Origin of the sequence: Streptomyces sp. NPDC050121, from assembly GCF_044460385.1 — a bacterium.
Classification (GTDB): Bacteria; Actinomycetota; Actinomycetes; order Streptomycetales; family Streptomycetaceae; genus Streptomyces; species Streptomyces soliscabiei.
The window spans coordinates 64,213-82,612 of the sequence record NZ_JBITJV010000010.1 but is presented as its reverse complement, the minus strand read 5'-3'; the positions used below and the strand labels follow the sequence as shown (position 1 = coordinate 82,612).

Annotated in this window: 18 protein-coding genes and 2 pseudogenes; 12 read left to right on the top strand and 8 right to left on the bottom strand. The window is 67.3% G+C overall.

What is annotated here, in order from left to right:
* Positions 1 to 34 precede the first annotated feature (34 nt).
* Entirely contained in the window at positions 35 to 841 is an 807-nt protein-coding gene (locus ACIBTS_RS17445; RefSeq protein WP_399320234.1) for an endonuclease I family protein, read from the top strand.
* Between the two features lie 392 nt (positions 842 to 1,233).
* Here ACIBTS_RS17445 and ACIBTS_RS17440 read toward each other — a convergent pair whose 3' ends face one another.
* Positions 1,234 to 2,118 (bottom strand): ribosome-inactivating family protein, encoded by an 885-nt coding sequence (locus tag ACIBTS_RS17440; RefSeq protein WP_399320232.1) that lies wholly within the window; start codon positions 2,116 to 2,118, stop codon positions 1,234 to 1,236.
* A 285-nt stretch (positions 2,119 to 2,403) separates the two neighbouring features.
* Positions 2,404 to 2,655: a hypothetical protein gene (locus ACIBTS_RS17435; protein WP_399320230.1), complete on the bottom strand. Its 252-nt coding sequence runs from the start codon at positions 2,653 to 2,655 to the stop codon at positions 2,404 to 2,406.
* 293 nt (positions 2,656 to 2,948) lie between these two features.
* Here ACIBTS_RS17435 and ACIBTS_RS17430 point away from each other — a divergent pair.
* From ACIBTS_RS17430 to ACIBTS_RS17420, 3 genes and pseudogenes are all read left to right on the top strand, one after another.
* A pseudogene (locus ACIBTS_RS17430) lies at positions 2,949 to 3,104 on the top strand (succinyl-CoA--3-ketoacid-CoA transferase); the annotation flags it as partial.
* Positions 3,105 to 3,140: 36 nt separating this feature from the next.
* Positions 3,141 to 3,260 (top strand): annotated as a pseudogene (locus ACIBTS_RS17425) (FAD-binding protein); the annotation flags it as partial.
* A gap of 35 nt (positions 3,261 to 3,295) precedes the next feature.
* Entirely contained in the window at positions 3,296 to 3,574 is a 279-nt protein-coding gene (locus tag ACIBTS_RS17420) for a hypothetical protein (RefSeq protein WP_399320510.1), read from the top strand.
* Between the two features lie 2 nt (positions 3,575 to 3,576).
* Here the strand turns inward: ACIBTS_RS17420 and ACIBTS_RS17415 are convergent, their stop codons facing one another.
* The 3 genes from ACIBTS_RS17415 to ACIBTS_RS17405 all read right to left on the bottom strand — a co-directional run bounded on the left by ACIBTS_RS17415 (position 3,577) and on the right by ACIBTS_RS17405 (position 5,797).
* Positions 3,577 to 4,200, bottom strand: coding sequence for a TetR family transcriptional regulator (locus ACIBTS_RS17415; RefSeq protein WP_399320229.1), 624 nt, complete (start codon positions 4,198 to 4,200; stop codon positions 3,577 to 3,579).
* A gap of 40 nt (positions 4,201 to 4,240) precedes the next feature.
* Positions 4,241 to 4,447, bottom strand: coding sequence for a hypothetical protein (locus ACIBTS_RS17410; RefSeq protein WP_399320228.1), 207 nt, complete (start codon positions 4,445 to 4,447; stop codon positions 4,241 to 4,243).
* A 507-nt stretch (positions 4,448 to 4,954) separates the two neighbouring features.
* Positions 4,955 to 5,797 (bottom strand): alpha/beta hydrolase, encoded by an 843-nt coding sequence (locus tag ACIBTS_RS17405; RefSeq protein ID WP_399320497.1) that lies wholly within the window; start codon positions 5,795 to 5,797, stop codon positions 4,955 to 4,957.
* Between the two features lie 397 nt (positions 5,798 to 6,194).
* On the opposite strand from ACIBTS_RS17405, the gene ACIBTS_RS17400 reads away from it, so the two are divergent.
* Positions 6,195 to 6,413: a hypothetical protein gene (locus tag ACIBTS_RS17400; RefSeq protein ID WP_399320226.1), complete on the top strand. Its 219-nt coding sequence runs from the start codon at positions 6,195 to 6,197 to the stop codon at positions 6,411 to 6,413.
* A gap of 156 nt (positions 6,414 to 6,569) precedes the next feature.
* Here the strand turns inward: ACIBTS_RS17400 and ACIBTS_RS17395 are convergent, their stop codons facing one another.
* Positions 6,570 to 7,577: a LacI family DNA-binding transcriptional regulator gene (locus ACIBTS_RS17395; RefSeq protein ID WP_399320225.1), complete on the bottom strand. Its 1,008-nt coding sequence runs from the start codon at positions 7,575 to 7,577 to the stop codon at positions 6,570 to 6,572.
* Positions 7,578 to 7,949: 372 nt separating this feature from the next.
* Between ACIBTS_RS17395 and ACIBTS_RS17390 the strand changes: the two genes are divergently transcribed.
* The 3 genes from ACIBTS_RS17390 (at position 7,950) to ACIBTS_RS17380 (ending at position 12,094) form a co-directional block, all read left to right on the top strand.
* On the top strand, positions 7,950 to 8,990 hold the full coding sequence (locus tag ACIBTS_RS17390; RefSeq protein WP_399320223.1) for a LacI family DNA-binding transcriptional regulator: 1,041 nt from the start codon (positions 7,950 to 7,952) through the stop codon (positions 8,988 to 8,990).
* A gap of 97 nt (positions 8,991 to 9,087) precedes the next feature.
* Complete coding sequence (locus tag ACIBTS_RS17385) at positions 9,088 to 9,348, top strand: RICIN domain-containing protein (protein WP_399320221.1); 261 nt, start codon at positions 9,088 to 9,090, stop codon at positions 9,346 to 9,348.
* A 472-nt stretch (positions 9,349 to 9,820) separates the two neighbouring features.
* Positions 9,821 to 12,094 carry a right-handed parallel beta-helix repeat-containing protein gene (locus tag ACIBTS_RS17380; RefSeq protein WP_399320219.1) on the top strand — a complete coding sequence of 758 codons (2,274 nt, stop codon included), beginning with the start codon at positions 9,821 to 9,823 and terminating at the stop codon, positions 12,092 to 12,094.
* A 208-nt stretch (positions 12,095 to 12,302) separates the two neighbouring features.
* On the opposite strand, the gene ACIBTS_RS17375 is transcribed toward ACIBTS_RS17380, so the two are convergent.
* Complete coding sequence (locus ACIBTS_RS17375; RefSeq protein ID WP_399320217.1) at positions 12,303 to 12,947, bottom strand: SGNH/GDSL hydrolase family protein; 645 nt, start codon at positions 12,945 to 12,947, stop codon at positions 12,303 to 12,305.
* 128 nt (positions 12,948 to 13,075) lie between these two features.
* Here ACIBTS_RS17375 and ACIBTS_RS17370 point away from each other — a divergent pair, with 128 nt between their 5' ends.
* Positions 13,076 to 13,786, top strand: coding sequence for a cupin domain-containing protein (locus ACIBTS_RS17370; protein WP_399320215.1), 711 nt, complete (start codon positions 13,076 to 13,078; stop codon positions 13,784 to 13,786).
* Positions 13,787 to 13,922: 136 nt separating this feature from the next.
* On the opposite strand, the gene ACIBTS_RS17365 is transcribed toward ACIBTS_RS17370, so the two are convergent.
* On the bottom strand, positions 13,923 to 14,912 hold the full coding sequence (locus ACIBTS_RS17365; RefSeq protein WP_399320213.1) for a LacI family DNA-binding transcriptional regulator: 990 nt from the start codon (positions 14,910 to 14,912) through the stop codon (positions 13,923 to 13,925).
* A 239-nt stretch (positions 14,913 to 15,151) separates the two neighbouring features.
* On the opposite strand from ACIBTS_RS17365, the gene ACIBTS_RS17360 reads away from it, so the two are divergent.
* The 3 genes from ACIBTS_RS17360 (at position 15,152) to ACIBTS_RS17350 (ending at position 18,359) form a co-directional block, all read left to right on the top strand.
* Positions 15,152 to 16,063, top strand: a complete 912-nt coding sequence (locus ACIBTS_RS17360) for a carbohydrate ABC transporter permease (protein WP_399320495.1) — start codon at positions 15,152 to 15,154, stop codon at positions 16,061 to 16,063.
* Complete coding sequence (locus tag ACIBTS_RS17355) at positions 16,056 to 16,952, top strand: carbohydrate ABC transporter permease (RefSeq protein WP_399320211.1); 897 nt, start codon at positions 16,056 to 16,058, stop codon at positions 16,950 to 16,952. Before ACIBTS_RS17360 ends, ACIBTS_RS17355 begins: the two co-directional genes overlap by 8 nt.
* Positions 16,953 to 17,054: 102 nt before the next feature.
* Complete coding sequence (locus ACIBTS_RS17350) at positions 17,055 to 18,359, top strand: ABC transporter substrate-binding protein (RefSeq protein WP_399320210.1); 1,305 nt, start codon at positions 17,055 to 17,057, stop codon at positions 18,357 to 18,359.
* The last annotated feature ends 41 nt before the right edge of the window (positions 18,360 to 18,400 follow it).

Sequence of the window (18,400 nt, the reverse complement as noted above, 5' to 3'; positions counted from 1 at the left end):
CCTCCAATCAACCCGCGTAGATCGGACACCCCACATGCTGGCGACACGCATACGCCGATGGAAGTCGGTGGCGCTTGCCACCACTGCCGTCCTGGTCGGCCTCTCCGCGCCCGCGCTCACGGCGACCCCCGCCGCCGCGACCACGACGGCGTACGACTCGACGTACTACAAGAACGCGGTCGGCAAGACGGGTACGAGCCTGAAGTCGTCCCTGCACACGATCATCAGCGCCAACGTCTCGAAGATCTCGTACTCCGCCGTCTGGAACGCGCTGAAGGTCACCGACCAGGACCCGAACAACAGCAGCAACGTGATCCTGCTGTACAGCGGCGTCTCGCGCAGCAAGTCCCTCAACGGCGGCGACGTCGGCGACTGGAACCGCGAGCACGTGTGGGCCAAGTCCCACGGCGACTTCGGCGAGGTGACCGGTCCCGGCACCGACCTGCACCACCTGCGTCCCGCGGACGTGACGGTCAACAGCATCCGCGGCAACAAGGACTTCGACAACGGCGGCAGCACGGTCTCGGGCGGCGGCGGCAGCCTCACCGACTCCGACTCCTTCGAGCCGCGTGACGCCGACAAGGGCGACGTGGCCCGCATGATCCTCTACATGGCGGTCCGCTACGACGGCGGCGACGGCTTCGCCGACCTGGAGCCCAACGAGAAGGTCAACAACGGCAGCAACCCGTACATCGGCAAGCTGTCCGTCCTCAAGCAGTGGAACGACGAGGACCCGCCGAGCGCCTTCGAGGAGAAGCGCAACCAGGTCATCTACGACACCTACCAGCACAACCGCAACCCGTTCATCGACCACCCGGAGTGGGTCGAGGCGATCTGGTAGCACGCGGCACAGCCGTCACCACAAGCACAAGCACAGGGCCCTCCCGGAACTCCCGGAAGGGCCCTGCGTCGTTCGGTCCGCGTTCGGTCCGCGTTCGGTCCGCGTTCGGTCCGCGTTCGGTCCGCGTTCGGTCCGCGTTCGGTCCGTGCCCCGCTCAGCGCCGGGCGAGGCCCAGCCGGGCCACGTCGTCGTAGCGGCGGCACATCTCAAACGCGCCCCTACCGGCAGACCCGGTGGCCCTGCCGGGGACGCCCGTGCCCCGGCGGTCGGCAGCGCGTACGCGCGACCGCCGGCGCCTGCGTCACCGGTCCGTCAACCTCGACGGCCGAGAACACGCACCGCACAGTGCGTCGTGCCGGTGTTCCTGACAGCCGTCTGCCCCTACCGTGCCCTCAGAGCCTCGCCTGGGAGCCGTTCAGTTCGACGAACCCGCCACACCAGTAGGCGAGTCCAGCAAGGCTCGTCACCAAGTGCCCCATGACCCAGATGCCGATCTGTGGATTCTGCCGGTTGTCGTGAGCGAACTGGCTGATCTGCCCCCACTGGTTCTCCAGCGCAGCGAGATTCAAGTTTCCGCGCTGCGCGTCGAAGTGGTTCAGCGGTGTCTCCCGTCCCTCGCGGATATTTTCTCGGACGGTGTCGAAAACGGCTGCGAACCTAGACGCCTCGGAGAAGATCTGAATGGCGATCAGCATGCTCCGGCCGACCGGGTCACTGTACGCCGGAACATCGTTCAGTGTGTACATGGCGTCCCAGATACGCGCCGAAGTGATGGCCAGTTGCGCCCGTTCTTCCGGCTGGCCTCCGGGCAGCTGGGTGTAGCTCCCGTTCGACGGCATGGTATGCAGCGACGCTAAAGGCACATGCAGGGCCTGGGCGAAATCATTCCTCCGGTCGTCGAATGCCCAGTGTCTACCCGGATGGCCGTTGCGACCGGGCGACCAGAATCCGGCTACGTACAGGTTGTCCGCCCACAGGTAGATCGAGGCGAGCTGGGCGTTGCCTTCGCCGTTCACCCTGACCTGGATCAACTGTTCTCGGTTCAACTGGGTCTGGCGGACGGAGTCCATCGGGGTCGAATTTCCATAGGATTCCCGGTGAATAGAATCGATGACGTTGTAGTAGCTGCGTTCGTTTCCGGCGCCACCGCTGTGGATGCCGGATATGTTCCAGTCGATCACTCTCTTGATTTCCCAAGCGGACGCGCTGCCGCTCATAACCGTGACCAGTCCCGCCGCCATCGCCAGCGTCAGAACCGCCGACCACAGTCTGCGCACTTCCGTTTCCTCTCTGCCTGCCACATGGCCACATCCGGAATACCGGCCGTGCGCCTGGAAACCTCACGCGCCACAGACCGGCGATGTGCCGACATCAGTATTGCGACTGCGGAGTTCGCCGACCTTCCCGAGAAACACTTCGTGCGTGCTCGGACCAGGGGCGATGCGTTCTCAGGCCAGGGGCGATGCGTTCGCAGGCTGTGAGTCGGAGCATGGCGGTCGCGTGCTGGGGGCATGACCGGTAGTGATCGGCTGCGGCAGCGAGGCTGGTCCAGCCTGCTCGGCTCATGAGTCCGATCGCGAGGTTGCGCAGGGGGCCATGACGCGGGGTGCGGTGCCGGTGAGTGCGCGCGAAGCGTCCTCGCCGAACGTGACGTCTCTGACGTGGTGCAGGGCATCAACTGACCAGTGATCCTGGACGAGTTCGGCGAGTTGCGCCGGGCCGGCCCGTTCGGGCGGAAGGCTGGTGGCCACGTAGACGGTCTCCGTCTCGACCTTGCCGGTCTTGCGGTGGGTGCGGCGGCGCTTGACCTCCATGACCTGGACGGCGTGCGGGAAGAGCAGACCGGGGCGGACGGTGCAGACCTTCGGACGGCAGACCTCGCGGCGGCCGTGCCCGGCCCCGGTGGTGCGGGCACGGCAGCGGGATCTGGTGCCCGGGTAGGCGCCGCAGCCGCTTGCGCAGTTTCTTCTGGTTCCCGTTGACCACCGGGAGGTAGTGGCCGGCGGCGGCGATGACATGCTCGGCGTGGGCGCGCTGGGTGTGCATCGCATCGGCGGTGACGACGCCGCCGCGCAGGTCGATCCAGAGAAGTACGGATCTCATCTCGCCCCCCACGGGCCGGGCCTGCGTCCACCGCGTCGTCACCGACCTGGGCGTCATCGACGTCACCGACAACGGCCTGGTCCTTGTCGAAACCGCCCCCGGCGTCACCCACCACGACATCACCGCGGCCACCGCCGCGAAACTGCACACCGCCGCTTGAGGCAGGTCAACGACGACCAAGGCTGAGGAACCCACCATGACGAAACTTCCCGCCAAACGCGGCCGCGTCGCCGTGATCGGTGCCGGACCCGGTGGCATGGCTGCCGCACTGTCCGTCCATCAGGCCGGCCACGGCGTCGTACTGTTCGAGCGCTACCCGCAGGCCAGACCCGCCGGCAACATCCTCAACCTGTGGCCGCCCCCCATCAAGGCACTCGGGCTGCTCGGAGTGAACACCGAGGACCTGGGTGTGCGCCCTGTACGTCCGAGTTCCGCAACGCCCGCGGCCGCCGCCGGGTCCGCACGACCCTTCCGGAGCAGGTTGTCCGCGACTACGGCGGCGGCTTCGTCGGCCTGCTGCGCCCCGAGTTGTACGAGCGGCTGCTCGACGCGCTGCCCAAGGGAGTCCTGCCGGTCAACCACACGGTGGAGCGCGTCGCAGTGGCTCCAGGAGGCCGGGGGCCCTGGTGAAACTACTCCGTCAACGTGTCCATCGCACGGTCGAGAAGTACGGCCAGGGGAACGGCGCCCTCGCAGGCCACCCAGCCCGTCGCGGCCGCATCCAGACAGGCGAGCGCGGCCCCGGAAAGCGAGTTCGGCCCGACCTCCTCCGGCTGGTCGGCGCTGACGCCCAGCCGCCGGGCGATCTCCGGCTCCAGCATCGCCTGCCAGCTCAGCTGCTTCTCGAAGTGCCGGGCGCGCAGTGACGGAGTCTCCTGGAGCATGCGCAGGTAGGCGAGTGTCTGCTCGGGCGCCTGCTCGTTCGCCTGCGTGAGGACGTCGAACGCCCTGCGCAGCGCCTCCCAGGGACGCTCGGTGTCGGGGCGGGCGGCGAACGCCTCCGCGATCTGAAGGCCGGTCTCCTCCAAACCTTGCAGGACCATGTCTTCTTTGGTGCCGAAGTACCGGAACAGACTGGCACGCGACAGCCCGACCTCACCGGCGATCTGGTCGACGGTCGTCCCGTCGAATCCCTGCTCGATGAAGAGCCGGAGCGCGACCTCGACGACTTCCTTCCGGACCGTCGCACGCATACGCTCCCGCAGGCCGGGCGGTTTGGTCGCGGACTGGGCGGAGGTGCGGGCGGAGTCGGTCATGAACAAAGAGTACAACAGCGGCTCAATCTGATACTGAGCATCAGAAGCATGGGATCCCGGCGGCTGCACTGTGCGCAGGAGACGTCAGCTTCAGGGTGGCCATGGCCTGTTCGCCGACGGCGCGGATGCGCGCGTGGACGACATTGACGGCCTGCTGACCGACGGAGAGGTCGCGGTGTTTGCCGCGGAAGGGCGCTCGCACGGTGCCGCCGGCGCCCTGGTAGCCCTCGTCGCCGTAGCAAGCCATGTCGATCTCGGCCGAGGCGTCGATGATGCCGTGGGTGCGGGCCGCCTAGGGCGTGTTTCGAAAGTCCCGTCTGCCCGGCGACGCCTGGCACGCACGCTCGCCGCGTTGTCGGGATCGCCCCGATACAGCCAGTATCGGGGAGACCCTCCGCCTTGCGATCGCACGCTCCCCCACTCTCGGCTTCGCTCGAGCGGGGGGACCCCCATGACGCCGCCGGGCCTGCCCTTCGGGCAGACGACGCTACTTTCGAAACGCGCCCTGGAGGCCGCGCACGCCGCCGGGCAGGGCGGCGGAGGCCCACGGCATCGCGGATGTAGCGGTAGACCGTGGCCACACTTATGCCGAAGGAGGCCGCGGGCCGGGTGCAGGCATCACCGCAACGCAAGTGTGAGCTGGACAGGTCGATCGCGGACGGGTAGGCAAGCACGACGATGCTCCTGGTCAAGCGGGTGATCTCCGGCGCCGGCTGCGGTGTGATGGGCTGCACCCGGATGAGGCAGGTATCGATCAATCGTCGTTGGGCCGCCACAGCCAGCGCAGCGCGTCCGGCAGCAGGACGCCGCCGTGGTTGGGGCTGTGTCCGCCGTCTCCCAGGACAAGGCGGAAGTCGTAGCCCGCTTCGGCGAGAGCGGCTGCCACGCGCAGGTTTTCGGCGAGCCAGTTCCCCTGTGGCTCATTCCAGTGCAGGTCGCGATGGCCGCCTTGCATGAAGATGCGCAGCGGCTTGCGGGGGACGCGGGAGATGAGGTCCGGGTAGGGGTTGCCGTCCGGCATCTGCGCGAAGCTGGACAGGCATCCGATGACGCGGCGGAAATTGTCCGGCCGCAGCCACGCGGCGGTGAAGGCGCAGTTGCCGCCGCTGCTCCCACCGCAGATGCCCCACCTTTCGGGCGACTGGGCGATGGCATAGCGCTCCGCAACCTGCGGGATGATCTCGGTGAGGAGGAAGGTGACGTACCGGTCGTCGAAGGCGTCGTACTCGTTGTTACGGTTCTTCGGGTTCTCCGCATCGGGGAAGACGCCGGGATCGACGAACACGCCGATGGTGACGGGGATGTCGCCGCGGTGAACGAGGTTGTCCAGGACGATCGCGCCGCGTACCTCCCCCGCGGGGTCCAGATACCACCATCCGTCCTGGAACACCATCAAGGATGCCGGTTCCGCCGGGTCGTACTGTGCAGGCACGTGTACCCAGAACTTCCGGAAGGTTCCTGGGTAGACCTCGCTGCCCCTCCACTCGAACTCGACCGTCTCGCCGGCGGGCACACCCGGCTGGAGAGCGGAATCGGGCCCGTGGATGTAGCGCACGTCGGACTGGTCGATCGGAAGTGGCTGGTAGGGCATCTCCATGGTCACGGAGAGCAACCGTAGAGCGATCACCTCCCTTGGTCGCAAGGGTTTTCCGTTCAGACGCTCCACCTCGCAACTTCAGTGCGAGGTTGGAAAAGGCTCAGTGTCCACGCCGGGCGCTCAAGTCACTCCCACGGGGCGCGTCAGCGAGGTGAGGCGAGGTGAGGCGAGGTGAGGTGAGGTGAGGTGAGGTGAGGTGAGGTGAGGGTCTACTTGCCCCGGAGGACCTGCTCGGCCGCACCCAGTCCGTCCTCGCGGACGGCAGCGCTTACGAAGAGGTCGACGGCGACGCGGGCACCTGCCCCGAAAGGTTGACCCGCCTCGTACGCACGCACCGTCTGAGGCGCTGGTTCGCTCCTGCATGCTCCGCAGGCAAGAAGCATGCGCCCGTGAAGTCGTGACCGACGTCCTCGATGAACAGGCCACTCCCGACGACCTTCAGCTACGGCATCCACAGCTGCCTCGGCGCACCACTGGCCGGTTGGAGTCCCGCCTCGTCCAGGAACAGCTTCTGGGGCGCTTCCCCGAACTGCGGCTCGCTCCCGGCTATCACTGTGCGCCCGCTCCGGCCCGGGTCATGGTCCGCCGCCCGGCTCGGCTCGACGTCGTGCTCTGATCTGAGCGGGGCTTCTCCCGAGGACGGCGCCGTGCTCATCGGCTACGGCGCGCCCGGGAGGCCGGAAGACCGTCGCCGGCCACCAGGGCGTCGGCCGGGTCGCGGAGCAGCTCAGGGCCGGACAGCCGACGCTCACCGCGCGATCAGCCCGAACGGTCATCGAGGGGGTGTGCTTGCCCGCAGAACGACGTTCGTGGCGACCGGTACGATCCGCGGGGCGTCATTGTCGGAGAGCGCGAGCTCCATCGCACGGAGCCCGACCTGCTGCAGAGGAACGTTCACGGACGTCAGCTCCGGGACGACGTCCACCGCCGGGCCGATGTCGTCGAAGCCGGCGACGGCGATGTCCCGGCCAGGGACAAGCCCGGCGTCGCGGAATGCGGTCATCACACCGATCGCCATGACGTCGCTGACCGCGAAGACGAGTTCCGTGCCGTCCAGTCCCCGCCGGACGAGCTCCCGGGCCGCCGCACACCCTCCTCGCCGACTGAACTCGGCTTCGACCACCAGCCGCTCGTCGACGTCGATGCCGAACTCGCGCAGGCCGTCCACGAATCCGCTGCACCGGTCACGGGACGTCCTGAGGCCGGTCTCCGCCCGGACCACCGCAAGCCGCCGGTAGCCGAGCCCTACCAGCGCGCGGGCAAGCTGCCGCGCTCCACCGTAGTTGTCGATGCTGACGGTGTGGAACGGCAGGTCGTGCTGGCTGATCAGGACTACGCTGCCGCCCGCTTCCCGGTACGCCTGGAGCTCCTCGACGAGTGCGTCGCGGGCATCGGCGCCGTCGACGCGGCTGCCGGTCATGATGATGACGCGGGGACGCATGCCGCGCAGCGTCCCGACGATCTGGAGTTCCCGCTCCGGGGAGCGGTCCGCGACCGCCATGGTCACGATGAGTCCGGCGGCCTCGGCTGCCTGCGTCACACCTGCCGCGATGGAGGAGAAGTACGGGTCGTCGACACCGCTGACGACCAGCGCGGCGATGTTCGTCGAACCCCGCGCGATCGCCTGGGCGGACAGGTGCGGTGCGTAGTCCAGTTCCGCGGCCGCGGTGAGCACACGGTCGACGTTCTCCTGCCGGACGTTGCGGACGCTGCCGTTGAGGACCCGCGACGCCGTCGCCTGTGAGACGCCCGCTGTCCGCGCCACATCGTGCAGGGTCACCTGGCGCCCCTCGGATACGGCCTCCCCGCGACGCCGTACAGGCGCAGCCGCTCCTTCTTCCATGCCGCACATTGTGCACCGAGCCGCCCAGCGCCTGGAAGTCGCGGAATCACTACCGACGGTCGCTCTCTAGGCCGGTGCGCTTACTGCGCCGCACATGCCCTGCGGAATCCAACCGGGCCGACGCGACCACCTTCCAGCCGGGCGACCGTATCCCGAGTCGGTCCGGGCGACCGTGCCCCCAGTCGGTCCGGCCGACCGTGTCCCGAGTCGGTCACCGGCACTTTCGTCCACACCTCCCCGGCCTGGCCGGGGATATCCTCGGATAACGTCGACGGCGGCTCGTTTTCGTGGTGCGGAAGGGACGGCGCGGTGCCCCATTCAGCCAGGCCGACCGTCACCCTGCGTGACGTGGCGGCGGCCGCCGGTGTGTCGGTTTCGACCGCGTCGCGAGTGCTGGGCGGCAGTTCCCGGACGGTCGCGGAGGAATACCGGCAGCGGGTCGTCTCCGCCGCGGCCGCGTTGCGCTACACCGCGGACGCCGCGGCCCGGGCGATGCGGCGCGCGAACGACTCGATCGCGGTCGTCGGCGACGATCTCACGACCCCGTCGATGGGAATGGTCGCCGCGGCGATGGAACGGCGAGCGCGCGACGCAGGTGCGTTCGTGACCGTCTCGTCGACCCACGGCACCGTCGAGCGGCAGCTCGAAACCGTCCGGTTGCAGCGTGCTCTGCGGCCGCGTGCGCTCATTCTGACCTCAAGCCGCCTCGACACGAACGCCCTCGGCGGGCGCCTGCTCGACGAGTTGCTCGGCTACGAACGCGAGGGCGGCCGAGTAGTGATCGTCGGTGACACCGACATGCCGTTCGACTCCATCAGCTTCGACAATCACGGCCCTGCGAAGGAATTGGCCACCTACGTCGCCCGGGCGGGGCACCGGCACGTGACGATCCTCGCCGGCGCACGCGGGCAGGGGAACGTCTCGGCCCGTACCGCGGGCTTCATCGCCGGTCTCCGCCACGGCGGCATCGAGGAGCGGCACATCCGGATCTCGCACTGCACGGTGAACCGCCAGGGGGGGTTCGACGCGGCGCGGCGGCTGGTCGCCGAGGGGCTGGAGCCGCCCCACGCGGTCCTCGCCGCCAACGACACCATCGCCATCGGCGCGATGTCCGCCTTCCGTACTGCCGGGGTGGCGGTGCCGGACGAGGTCTCGGTGACCGGTTTCGACGACATCGAGCTCGCGATCGACGTGACACCGCGGCTGACGACCGTGTCGTTGCCGCTGGCGCAGGCTGGTGCCGAGGCGGTCCGCCTCGCGCTCGCGGACCGTACGGAGGCGGAAGCAGAGCATCTGATGATGCGCGGGCAGGTCGTGGTGCGCGACAGCACGGCGATCCGCGTCGTCTGAACCGCCCTGAGCCGGTCACACCCGCCGACGCGCACGGCGCCTTCGGGCACCAGAACCTGCCACGTCAAAGCCGCATTTTTTACCCGCTGACCGACGCTTGACGTCTTCGATCACGGACGGACACACTGCGCGGAATACGATTTCCAACGCCGGATTGCAGCTGGGGACGGCCAACGGAAGCGTCAGTCAGCAGTGGCTGATCGTCCCGGCCGGCGGCGGCACCTACACCATCGAGTGCCGTTCCAACGAGTACAAGGCCGATGTATACAAGGCTCAGACCACTGACAACACCCCCATCGACCAGTGGTTCACCAACGGCAGCAGCAACCAGCGGTGGAAGCTGGTCAAGGTGGCATGACCGACTGAGCACCGGACGGAGCCCATGGGCGGGGCGGCCCCAACCCCCGGCCTGCCCCCGCCCATGCACTGGAAGTCAGGGGATCCGCGTGCGCCGCCGGGCTCCTGCCAGGCTGTGGACAGCCCCTTCACCACAGGGACGCGTTCATCCGCTCGAAACCTTGACGCACTCGATCGGCGCTGGGCACACTGCGCGGAATACGTTTTCCCGCTGCGCCCGAGCTCGACCGCCGGCGTCCCGTCCGGGAGGGCACTGTGACACAGGAAGCACGGCTTCTGAAGCCGCAGCCGAGCACGGCCGCCGAGAGGGCATGCGCGGCCGCGGGGCCTTTTCCCATGTCGTCGCGCGCTCTTCGGCGCGCCCACCACACGGTTCCGAACCGCTCGCGCCCCGAGTCGTTATGCGATCTCTCAGCCGGAGGGGTCACGACAGGAGCCAGTACCGCACCACCAAAGACGACAAGAAGAGGACAATGACCGTCAACCGAAGACTTGTGTCACGAGCGACCGCCGCCGCGCTGTGCGCGCTGGCCGTCGTGCTCGCGTCGATCGTGCTCATCCCCGCACAGCTGGCCTTCGCCGCAGGCACCACGTACTACGTGAGCGTGACCGGCAACGACAGCAACGCCGGAACCAGCAGCAGCGCACCTTGGCGCTCGCTGAACAAGGTGAACTCGACGACCTTCCAGCCCGGCGACACCATTCGCTTTGAGTCCGGTGACAGCTGGACCGGGCAACTGTGGCCGAAGGGGTCCGGCATCGACGGCTCCCCGATCTCCATCGACAGCTACGGAACGGGCGCGAAGCCGAAGATCGCCGGCCAGGGTACCGTCGGCGACGCGGTGCGGCTGAACAACCAGCAGTATTGGGAAATCCGCAACCTCGACGTGTCGAACGCCGTACCCACGGGGACGACGGACGGCTCGAAGCTCGGCGACTTCCGCGGCATCGGCGTGCACGGCGACAACGGCCAGACCCTGCACCACTTCGTGATCGACTCGGTCGACGTGCACGACGTCACCGGCGAGGTCAAGTGGGTCGGCGGCAGCACCGCCGACAACAAGCCGGGCATCACCTTCCAGCAGGGCTGGGACCGCTCGAAGGACACCGGCGGAATCGCCTTCATCACCGGCGTCCAGGACATCACCGCGCCCGGCGCCCCCACGGTGCTCGACGACATCACCGTGGAGAACTCCACCGTCAAGAACACCTCGTTCAGCGGCATCGTCGTGAAGCAGTACGCCGGTGACGCGCCCGGTGCCGTCTTCACCGGCTGGGGCAAGCGCGCCACGGCCACCGACCCCGCCTACACCCCGCACACCAACGTCACGTTGCGCGGCAACTACATCACGCAGGCGAACACCCCCTACGGCTGCAACGGCATCTACCTCACCGGCACCCGGGGCGGACTCGTCGAAGGCAACGTGATCGACAGGGTCGGCGTCTCCGGCGTCGAGACCAACATGGCCGACAGCGTCACCGTCCAGCACAACGAGATCATGGGCACCCACCTCTCGTCGGGCGGTGCCGACCAGAACGCCCTGGACCCCGACATCGGCACCACCAACCAGCTGTTCCAGTACAACTACCTGCACGACAACGGCGACGGCATCCTGCTGTGCGGGTGCAACTCCGCGGTCAAGTTCGGCAGCGTGGTGCTCCGCTACAACGTCATCACCGGCAGCACGCGGTGGAACCTCCACATGTCGCAGACGACGGGCACGGTGGCGAACGTCTACAACAACACCTTCGCCAACACCAATTCGCAGTCCATGGTGACCGGCGGTGTCTCCGGCAGGGTGACGCTGACCAACAACCTTTTCGTCTCCGGGCAGTCCGCGCCCCAGTTCATACAACAGTCGAGCATTACCTACAGCAACAACGGCTATTCGGACAACCTGACGACCGTGCCCACGTCCGACGCTACGCGCAAGATCGGCGCTCCGATGTTCGTCAATCCCTCAGTCACGGGGCCCTACGGCGACGAGAACGGCACGAGACTCGGCACGGCGGCGAACTTCGCGCTCCAGTCCGGATCGCCGTTCGTCGACGCCGGCGCCACAGTCACCGGCAACGGCGGCCTCGACTACGTCGGGGCAACTGTGCCGATCGGGAACGGTCCGGAGATCGGTGCCCTCGAACGCGGCGCGCCCGACATCGCGTTCACGGATACGTTCGACGGCCTGCCGACCGGCGCGCTCGCCAACGGGACCAACGGATGGCGGGTCATCTCGACCAACAACGACGTCTCCGTGGTGGAGACGCCGTCCGCCACCGACAAGAGCGTCCGGCTGACCCGCACCGTCGAAGGCGGCGGCACCGACGGGACCAACCTCGCTCGGCTGTTCAGCACCCCGCTGCAGGGCGTGGTGACCATCGACACGCAGGTGATGCGCAACGACACACAGGCCGGATGGTTCGGGCTGCCCTACGTGTACAACGCCAGCGGCGTCCAAGCCGTCAGCGTCGCCTTCGCGCGCGGCGAGATCCACGCGTATCAGGGAACCACGGATTCTGTGATCGGTACGTACACGAATGGCAAGTGGTACCGGGTCACGCTCACCGTGGACACAGTGAACCAGCGCTTCGACCTGGACATCGACGGCCGGCGCGCGCTGAACGACGCGGCGTTCCGCACCTCGATGCCGGGGATCGCGAAGGTCGCGTGGTACTCGAATGGCGGCGAGCGCGGTTCGGTGCATGTGGACGACGTCCACATCTGGCGCGGTCCCGGATTCGGCCAGTGACGGCTAGGGCGTGCCAGGCGTCGCGGGCCAGACGGGACTTTCGAAACACGCCCTAGGTCCGGGTGGTGGCGCGAGCATTTCGGTAAGTTTACCGATCCAGTAAGCGCTTCCTCGTCCGCCATGATGCTCAGCTCAGGCTGACGTCATGAAAATGAAGAATCAGAACTGCCTGGCCGACATCGGCCAGGCAGATCCGATTGCCGACTGATCAACGTGATGAAATCTGCTGCAGCGTGACGCTCACCACCGGCATATAGAATGTGGTGATACCCGCCTCGTTGGGATGCGTTCCCGATCCCTCTGTGCCAGGAAAACCATTGACCAGGTCGTCGAATGTGTATTTCGCACGCTGGATGTCATCGCGCGTGTCGAACGTGGTCTCTCCGAAGACGTCGGCAACGGCGACGTCCCACTTGCGGCAGGCTTTCAGGGTCGCCTCGCGCAGCGCCACCTGAGTGTCCCAGTCCCGCGAACCGAGCTTGTGGGCGGCGACGTACACGATGCGGGCGGTCGGCCACTTCCGCTCCATGGCGTGCAGCGTCTTCTCCAACTCTTCGGCGTAGGTGCCGAGCGTGTACGCGCGGTCCCGGAAAATGGACTGCGCGTCGTTGGTTCCACCGTCGAAGATGACGAAGTCCGGCGCGATGTCGGTCGCTTGCTCGACCTGCGTGAGTATCTGTCCTCCGGAAGCATGCGGGTCGTTGCCTATGGTCGCGCCGTTCCGGGCGAACTTGGTGAGGGCCATGCCCTCGTGCTCTGCAACCACGTCCACGAAACTGTGCGGATACACATGTCCGTACACAATGCTGTCGCCGAAGGCATAGACGCTCTTGCCCACCAACCCATTGTTCACATCGTCCTCCTTGCGGCTTCGCTATTCGGGTCTGATTTTAGGCAGAACATTGACCAGTTGGGCGATCGGCGCCTAAATTAAGAGGATAGAAAGCGCTTACCATCTTGAACTGGAGTGTTGACACACACATGAACACAAAAAACACCGGATTGCCCGGGGGCGTCGCCATCTCGCATCTGTCGGTGTACGACTGGCCTGCCGCCGACGGGGCGTGCGGCGGCACGCCTCACATGCACCTGGCGTGTTCAGAGGCTTACGTCGTCACCGGCGGACGCGGGGCCGTGCAGACGCTGACCGCGTCCGGGTACGAGGTCACTCCGCTCCAGGCCGGCACGGTCGCCTGGTTCACGCCGGGCACCATCCACCGGCTGGTCAACGAGGGCGATCTGCGGATCACCGTTCTGATGCAGAACAGCGGGCTGCCGGAGGCGGGGGACGCGGTCCTCACGCTGCCCCCGGCGTACCTGACCGATCCGGAGACGTACGCCCGCGCCACCGTCATCCCGGCCGACGCCCCCGAGGAGGAGCAGGAGCGCGTCGCCCGGGCCCGGCGGGACCTCGCCCTGGAGGGCTACCGGGCACTTCGGGAGGCCGAGGGGCCACAGGCCCTGGCCGCGTTCCACCGTGCCGCCGCCGCGCTCGTACGGCCCCGCATCGCCGAGTGGCGCGAGCGGTGGCGACAAGGTGCCGAGGCCTCCGCCGTGGCCACTGCGGCGCAGCTCGACTGGCTGGAGCGGGGGGAGTCCCCCCACCTCGCAGATGCCGCCGTGAGCTCCGAACAGCCTGCTGCCCGCGGGAAGTTCGGCATGTGCGGTCGACTTGACGTCTACGCGAACTGAGGGCGATGCGCACCTGAGGACGCGCGGCGTGCGCGGCCGGTTCGGCCCGCACCCAAGGCCGGGCAGGATGGGCGGTGCAGGCGCAGGGGACGGACACGGTCCGCCTGCTCCGCGCCCGCCCCGGCAGCGGCGCTGGTCACCGCCTGCGGCTGAGACGCCCTGCCGCGGGCGGCTCGGCCGTCGACTCCCGCCAGACGATCCGGAACAGGGAGCCCTCGGTCGTCTCGGGCGCGCTGTCCCTCAGACCCGCGATCAGCTTGGCCATGGCCGTACTGCCCAGTTGTTCGAGCTCCACGTCGACGGTGGTCAGCGACGGGGTCATGAACTGCCCGACCCCGGCGTTGTCCCAACCGGTCACGCTGAGGTCGCCAGGCACGTCCCAGCCGCGCTCCCGGGCGCCCCGGACGACGCCGGCTGCGACGAGGTCATTGGCCGCGATCACCGCGGTCGGACGCGCATGGCTCGGGAGGGACCGTATCGCTTCGATGCCGGACTCTCCCGACCAGTCTCCGTCGAAGACCCCGACGGACTCGACCCCGAGGCGTTCGACGGTCTCCAGATAGCTCTGCTTGCGCGCCCTCGCGGAGGCGAACTGCGCGTCGCCCGCCACATGGAGGAACCGTGAGTGACCGAGCGCCGCCAAGTGCTCCATCATCCGCACCAGGGGCGTGGCGTCGGCCAGTTGCCCGATGCCGCGCATCTCGTCGTCGAAGTCGGCCGAGATCACCACGGCCGTCCTCTGGTGCAGTTTGCTCTCCACGTCAGGAAGCACGGGGGCGAGGGAGAGGATGCCCTCGTACTGTCCCGAATCAGCGAGCTCCAGCAGGCGGTCGCTCCTCGCGCGTACGCCGCCCCCGGCGCTCACGACATCCACGAAAAACCCTGCGGCCTGCGCCGTCGCGCTGGCACCCGCCAGCATGCGTGAGGGGTTGAAGGCCATGGCGGGCATGAGGATCGCCAGTCGGCCGGTCTTCCGCGTGCGCATCGACCGCGCCACCAGGTTGGGACGGTAGTCCAGTTCCCGTATGGCCTTCTCCACGCGTTCCAGGGTCGCCGGCTTCAGCCCGCCGTTGAACCGCAGATACCGCGAGACCGTCTGGGGTGACACACCGGCGAGCCGCGCCACATCGGTGATCGTAGGCCGTCGTCGCGCCGTGTCAGCGCCATCCATCCGCTTCCCCCACCTTTCCGCCAACGTTCGGTGAAGTCAGAGACTACACACTCTTGACGCAAAAAGTGATCGTTCACTATGGTCCTCGCAACCCACAAAGTGAACGATCACTTTTCGGGTGACGCGTGGCCCGGGACGAGCCCGCACCACTGTGTGCCGATGCCGCCGCTCAAGGGAGCAGTGCCGTGAGCTCCATCAACGAACTACGCCGGCTGCGCGGGTCCCAACGGGGCGCGCGACAGCAGAACAAGGCGGCGTTCTTCTTCCTACTGCCATGGTTCGTCGGGCTCCTCGGGATCACTCTCGGCCCGATGCTGGCCTCGCTCTACCTCAGCTTCACCAAATACAACCTGTTGCAGCCGCCGCAGTTCAACGGAGTCGACAACTGGACGCGCATGCTCGATGACGAGCGTCTGCACAAGTCGCTCGAAGTGACGTTCAGCTACGTCCTCGTCTCCGTCCCGTTGCAGCTGGCGATGGCCCTCGGGCTCGCTCTCGTGCTGGACAAGGGAGTACGGGGTCTTGCCTTCTACCGCTCCGTCTTCTATCTGCCGTCACTGATCGGCGGCAGCGTGGCGATCGCCGTACTGTGGCGCGCGATGTTCGGGACCAATGGCCTTGTCAACGAGGCCCTGGCCCTCGTCGGTGTCCAGGGGCAGGGCTGGATCTCGGAGCCGGGAACGGCGCTGTCGACCCTCGTCGTCCTGAACGTCTGGACCTTCGGCTCACCCATGGTGATCTTCCTCGCCGGGCTGCGGCAGATTCCGACCTCCCTCTACGAGGCGGCCTCCGTCGACGGCGCGAAGCGCTGGCGCCAGTTCCGCAGCATCACCATTCCGCTGCTGACACCCATCATCTTCTTCAACCTGGTGCTGCAGATCATCCACGCCTTCCAGACCTTCACCCAGGCCTTCGTGGTCTCCGGCGGTACCGGAGGGCCCGCCGACTCCACCCTCTTCTTCTCGCTGTACCTGTACCAGCGCGGGTTCGGCCACTTCGACATGGGGTACGCGTCCGCGCTCGCGTGGGTCCTGCTCCTCATCGTCGCGGCCTTCACCGCCGTCAACTTCTGGGCCTCAAAGTACTGGGTGTTCTACGATGACTGACCGCACCGCAGCCGTACCCCCCTCGCTGCCCGCCCCCCGCCCGCACGCGATACGCCGGGTCAGGCGCGCGGTGCGCGCCCCTCTCAAGCACTGCCTGTTGGCCCTCTGCGCCCTCACGATGCTGTATCCCGTCCTGTGGATGGTGGTCAGCTCGCTGCGTCCCAACAGTCAGATCTTCCGCAGTGCGGGACTCGCCCTGACGCACCCGCACTTCGAGAACTACAGCAACGGCTGGAACGCCTTCTCCCAACCGTTCAGTCACTACATGATCAACTCGGCGATCGTCGTCACCGGCGCGATCCTCGGGAACCTCCTCGCCTGCTCCCTGGCCGCGTACGCGTTCGCCAGGCTGGAATTCCGGGCGAAGCGCGTGTTGTTCGCCATCATGCTCGTCACCATCATGCTGCCGATCCACGTGATCATCGTGCCCCAGTACGTCCTCTACTCGGAGCTCGGCTGGGTCAACACGTTCCTGCCCCTGATCGTGCCGAAGTTCCTGGCGACCGACGCCTTCTTCATCTTCCTCATGGTGCAGTTCATCCGGGGCATCCCGCGCGAGATCGACGAGGCGGCGCGGATCGACGGCGCCGGGCACGCGCGGATCTTCTTCCACGTCATCCTGCCGCTGATGGTCCCCGCCCTGGCGACCACCGCGATCTTCACCTTCATCTGGACCTGGAACGACTTCTACACCCAGCTCATTTACCTGACCGACCCGGACATGTACACCACACCTCTCGCGCTGCGCACCTTCGTGGACCAGCAGAGCGCGACGGACTGGGGCTCGGTGTTCGCCATGAGCGTCGTGTCGCTCGTTCCCGTCTTCCTCGTCTTCCTCGCCGGACAGCGCTTCCTGCTGCGAGGCATCGCGACCACCGGCGGCAAGTAACCGCGGGGGCTACTGCCGGACACGCGGAGGCGACCGAGTCATGACCGTTCGGGAGCACCGCAGCCACCGATCCGACCCACTTATGCGCCACAGGAGAACCACATGAACCCCAGCCCCTTCAGACGCGTCGCGATCGGGGCGGTCGCCTCACTCTCGCTCGTACTGACCGCTTGCAGCGGCGGCAGCAGCGGGTCCGCTCCCGAGCTCAGCGACAAGCCGGTCACCATCCGTGCCACCTGGTGGGGTGCGGACGCCCGCGCCCAGCTCACCGACGAGGTCATCAAGGCGTTCGAGAAGAAGTACCCCAACATCACGGTCAAGGGCCAGTACAAGGACTGGAACGGCTACTGGGACGCGCTCGCCACGACGACCGCGGCCAAGGACTCCCCCGACGTCGTCCAGATGGACGAGCTGTATCTCGCCTCGTACGCCGACCGCGGAGCGCTGTACGACCTCGGCAAGGCCAAGAAGATCCTCAGCACCTCGCAGTTCGACGACCAGGCCCTGGCCACCGGACAGATCGACGGAACGCAGTACGCGCTTCCCGTCGGCGTCGGCGTCATGTCCATCCTCGTGAACACCGACCTGTTCAAGAAGTACGGCGTGCAGGTTCCCGACGACAAGACGTGGACGTGGGACGACTACGCCAAGATCGGGAAGGAGCTGACGGACAAGAGCGGCGGCAAGATCCACGGTGCGGCCGGCGCGCCCGGCTTCTCCGCCGGCGATGTCAAGTACTGGGCTCGTCAGCACGGTGAAAACCTCTTCGACAAGGACGGCAACGTCTCGCTGAAGCCCGAGACGCTCGCCGGCATGTGGAAGTACGGTCTGGACCTGCTTTCCTCCGGAGCCAGCGTCAATACGTCGACGATGGTCGAGGACCTGACGGCGGGTGTCACCGCCGGCAGCTTCGCCACCGGCAAGGCGGCCATGATGGGGGCCTACAACACCCAGATCACCGCAATCCAGCAGGCCGCGGGCGCCCATGTGCAACTGCTGCAGATGCCTCGTGTCGGCAGCACCAAGGCGAACTTCTTCAAGCCTTCCATGTACTGGGCGGTCTCGAGCCAGAGCGCCCACCCGGCCGAGGCGGCCGCGTTCATCAACTTCATGCTCAACGACCAGAAGGCCGCCGACATCCTCAAGACGGAGCGCGGCATCCCCGCCAACAAGGAGATGCTGAAGCACCTCCAGCCGACTCTGGCCGGGACCGACAAGGTGGCGGCCGACTACATGAACGCCGTGACCCCGGGTGAGTCGCCGGTCGTGACCCCCAACGGCGGCAGCGGCATCGAACCGGAGCTGCAGCGCTACAGCCAGGAGGTCTACTTCAAGAAGACCCCGCCCGAAGCCGCCGCGAAGGCCTTCATCAAGGAGCTCCAGGGCGAGATCGACGCGGCCAAGTGACCTCCTTCCGGGGGCCGTCGCCGCTGCCCACGGCCCCCGGC

Bases quoted from the DNA above. Each gene is read 5' to 3' on its own strand.
- ACIBTS_RS17370 (WP_399320215.1), top strand. From the start codon at position 13,076: ATGAACACAAAAAACACCGGATTGCCCGGGGGCGTCGCCATCTCGCAT.
- ACIBTS_RS17350 (WP_399320210.1), top strand. From the start codon at position 17,055: ATGAACCCCAGCCCCTTCAGACGCGTCGCGATCGGGGCGGTCGCCTCA.
- ACIBTS_RS17355 (WP_399320211.1), top strand. From the start codon at position 16,056: ATGACTGACCGCACCGCAGCCGTACCCCCCTCGCTGCCCGCCCCCCGC.
- ACIBTS_RS17435 (WP_399320230.1), bottom strand. From the start codon at position 2,655: ATGGAGGTCAAGCGCCGCCGCACCCACCGCAAGACCGGCAAGGTCGAG.
- ACIBTS_RS17415 (WP_399320229.1), bottom strand. From the start codon at position 4,200: ATGACCGACTCCGCCCGCACCTCCGCCCAGTCCGCGACCAAACCGCCC.
- ACIBTS_RS17380 (WP_399320219.1), top strand. From the start codon at position 9,821: ATGACCGTCAACCGAAGACTTGTGTCACGAGCGACCGCCGCCGCGCTG.
- ACIBTS_RS17445 (WP_399320234.1), top strand. From the start codon at position 35: ATGCTGGCGACACGCATACGCCGATGGAAGTCGGTGGCGCTTGCCACC.
- ACIBTS_RS17410 (WP_399320228.1), bottom strand. From the start codon at position 4,447: ATGGCTTGCTACGGCGACGAGGGCTACCAGGGCGCCGGCGGCACCGTG.
- ACIBTS_RS17405 (WP_399320497.1), bottom strand. From the start codon at position 5,797: ATGGAGATGCCCTACCAGCCACTTCCGATCGACCAGTCCGACGTGCGC.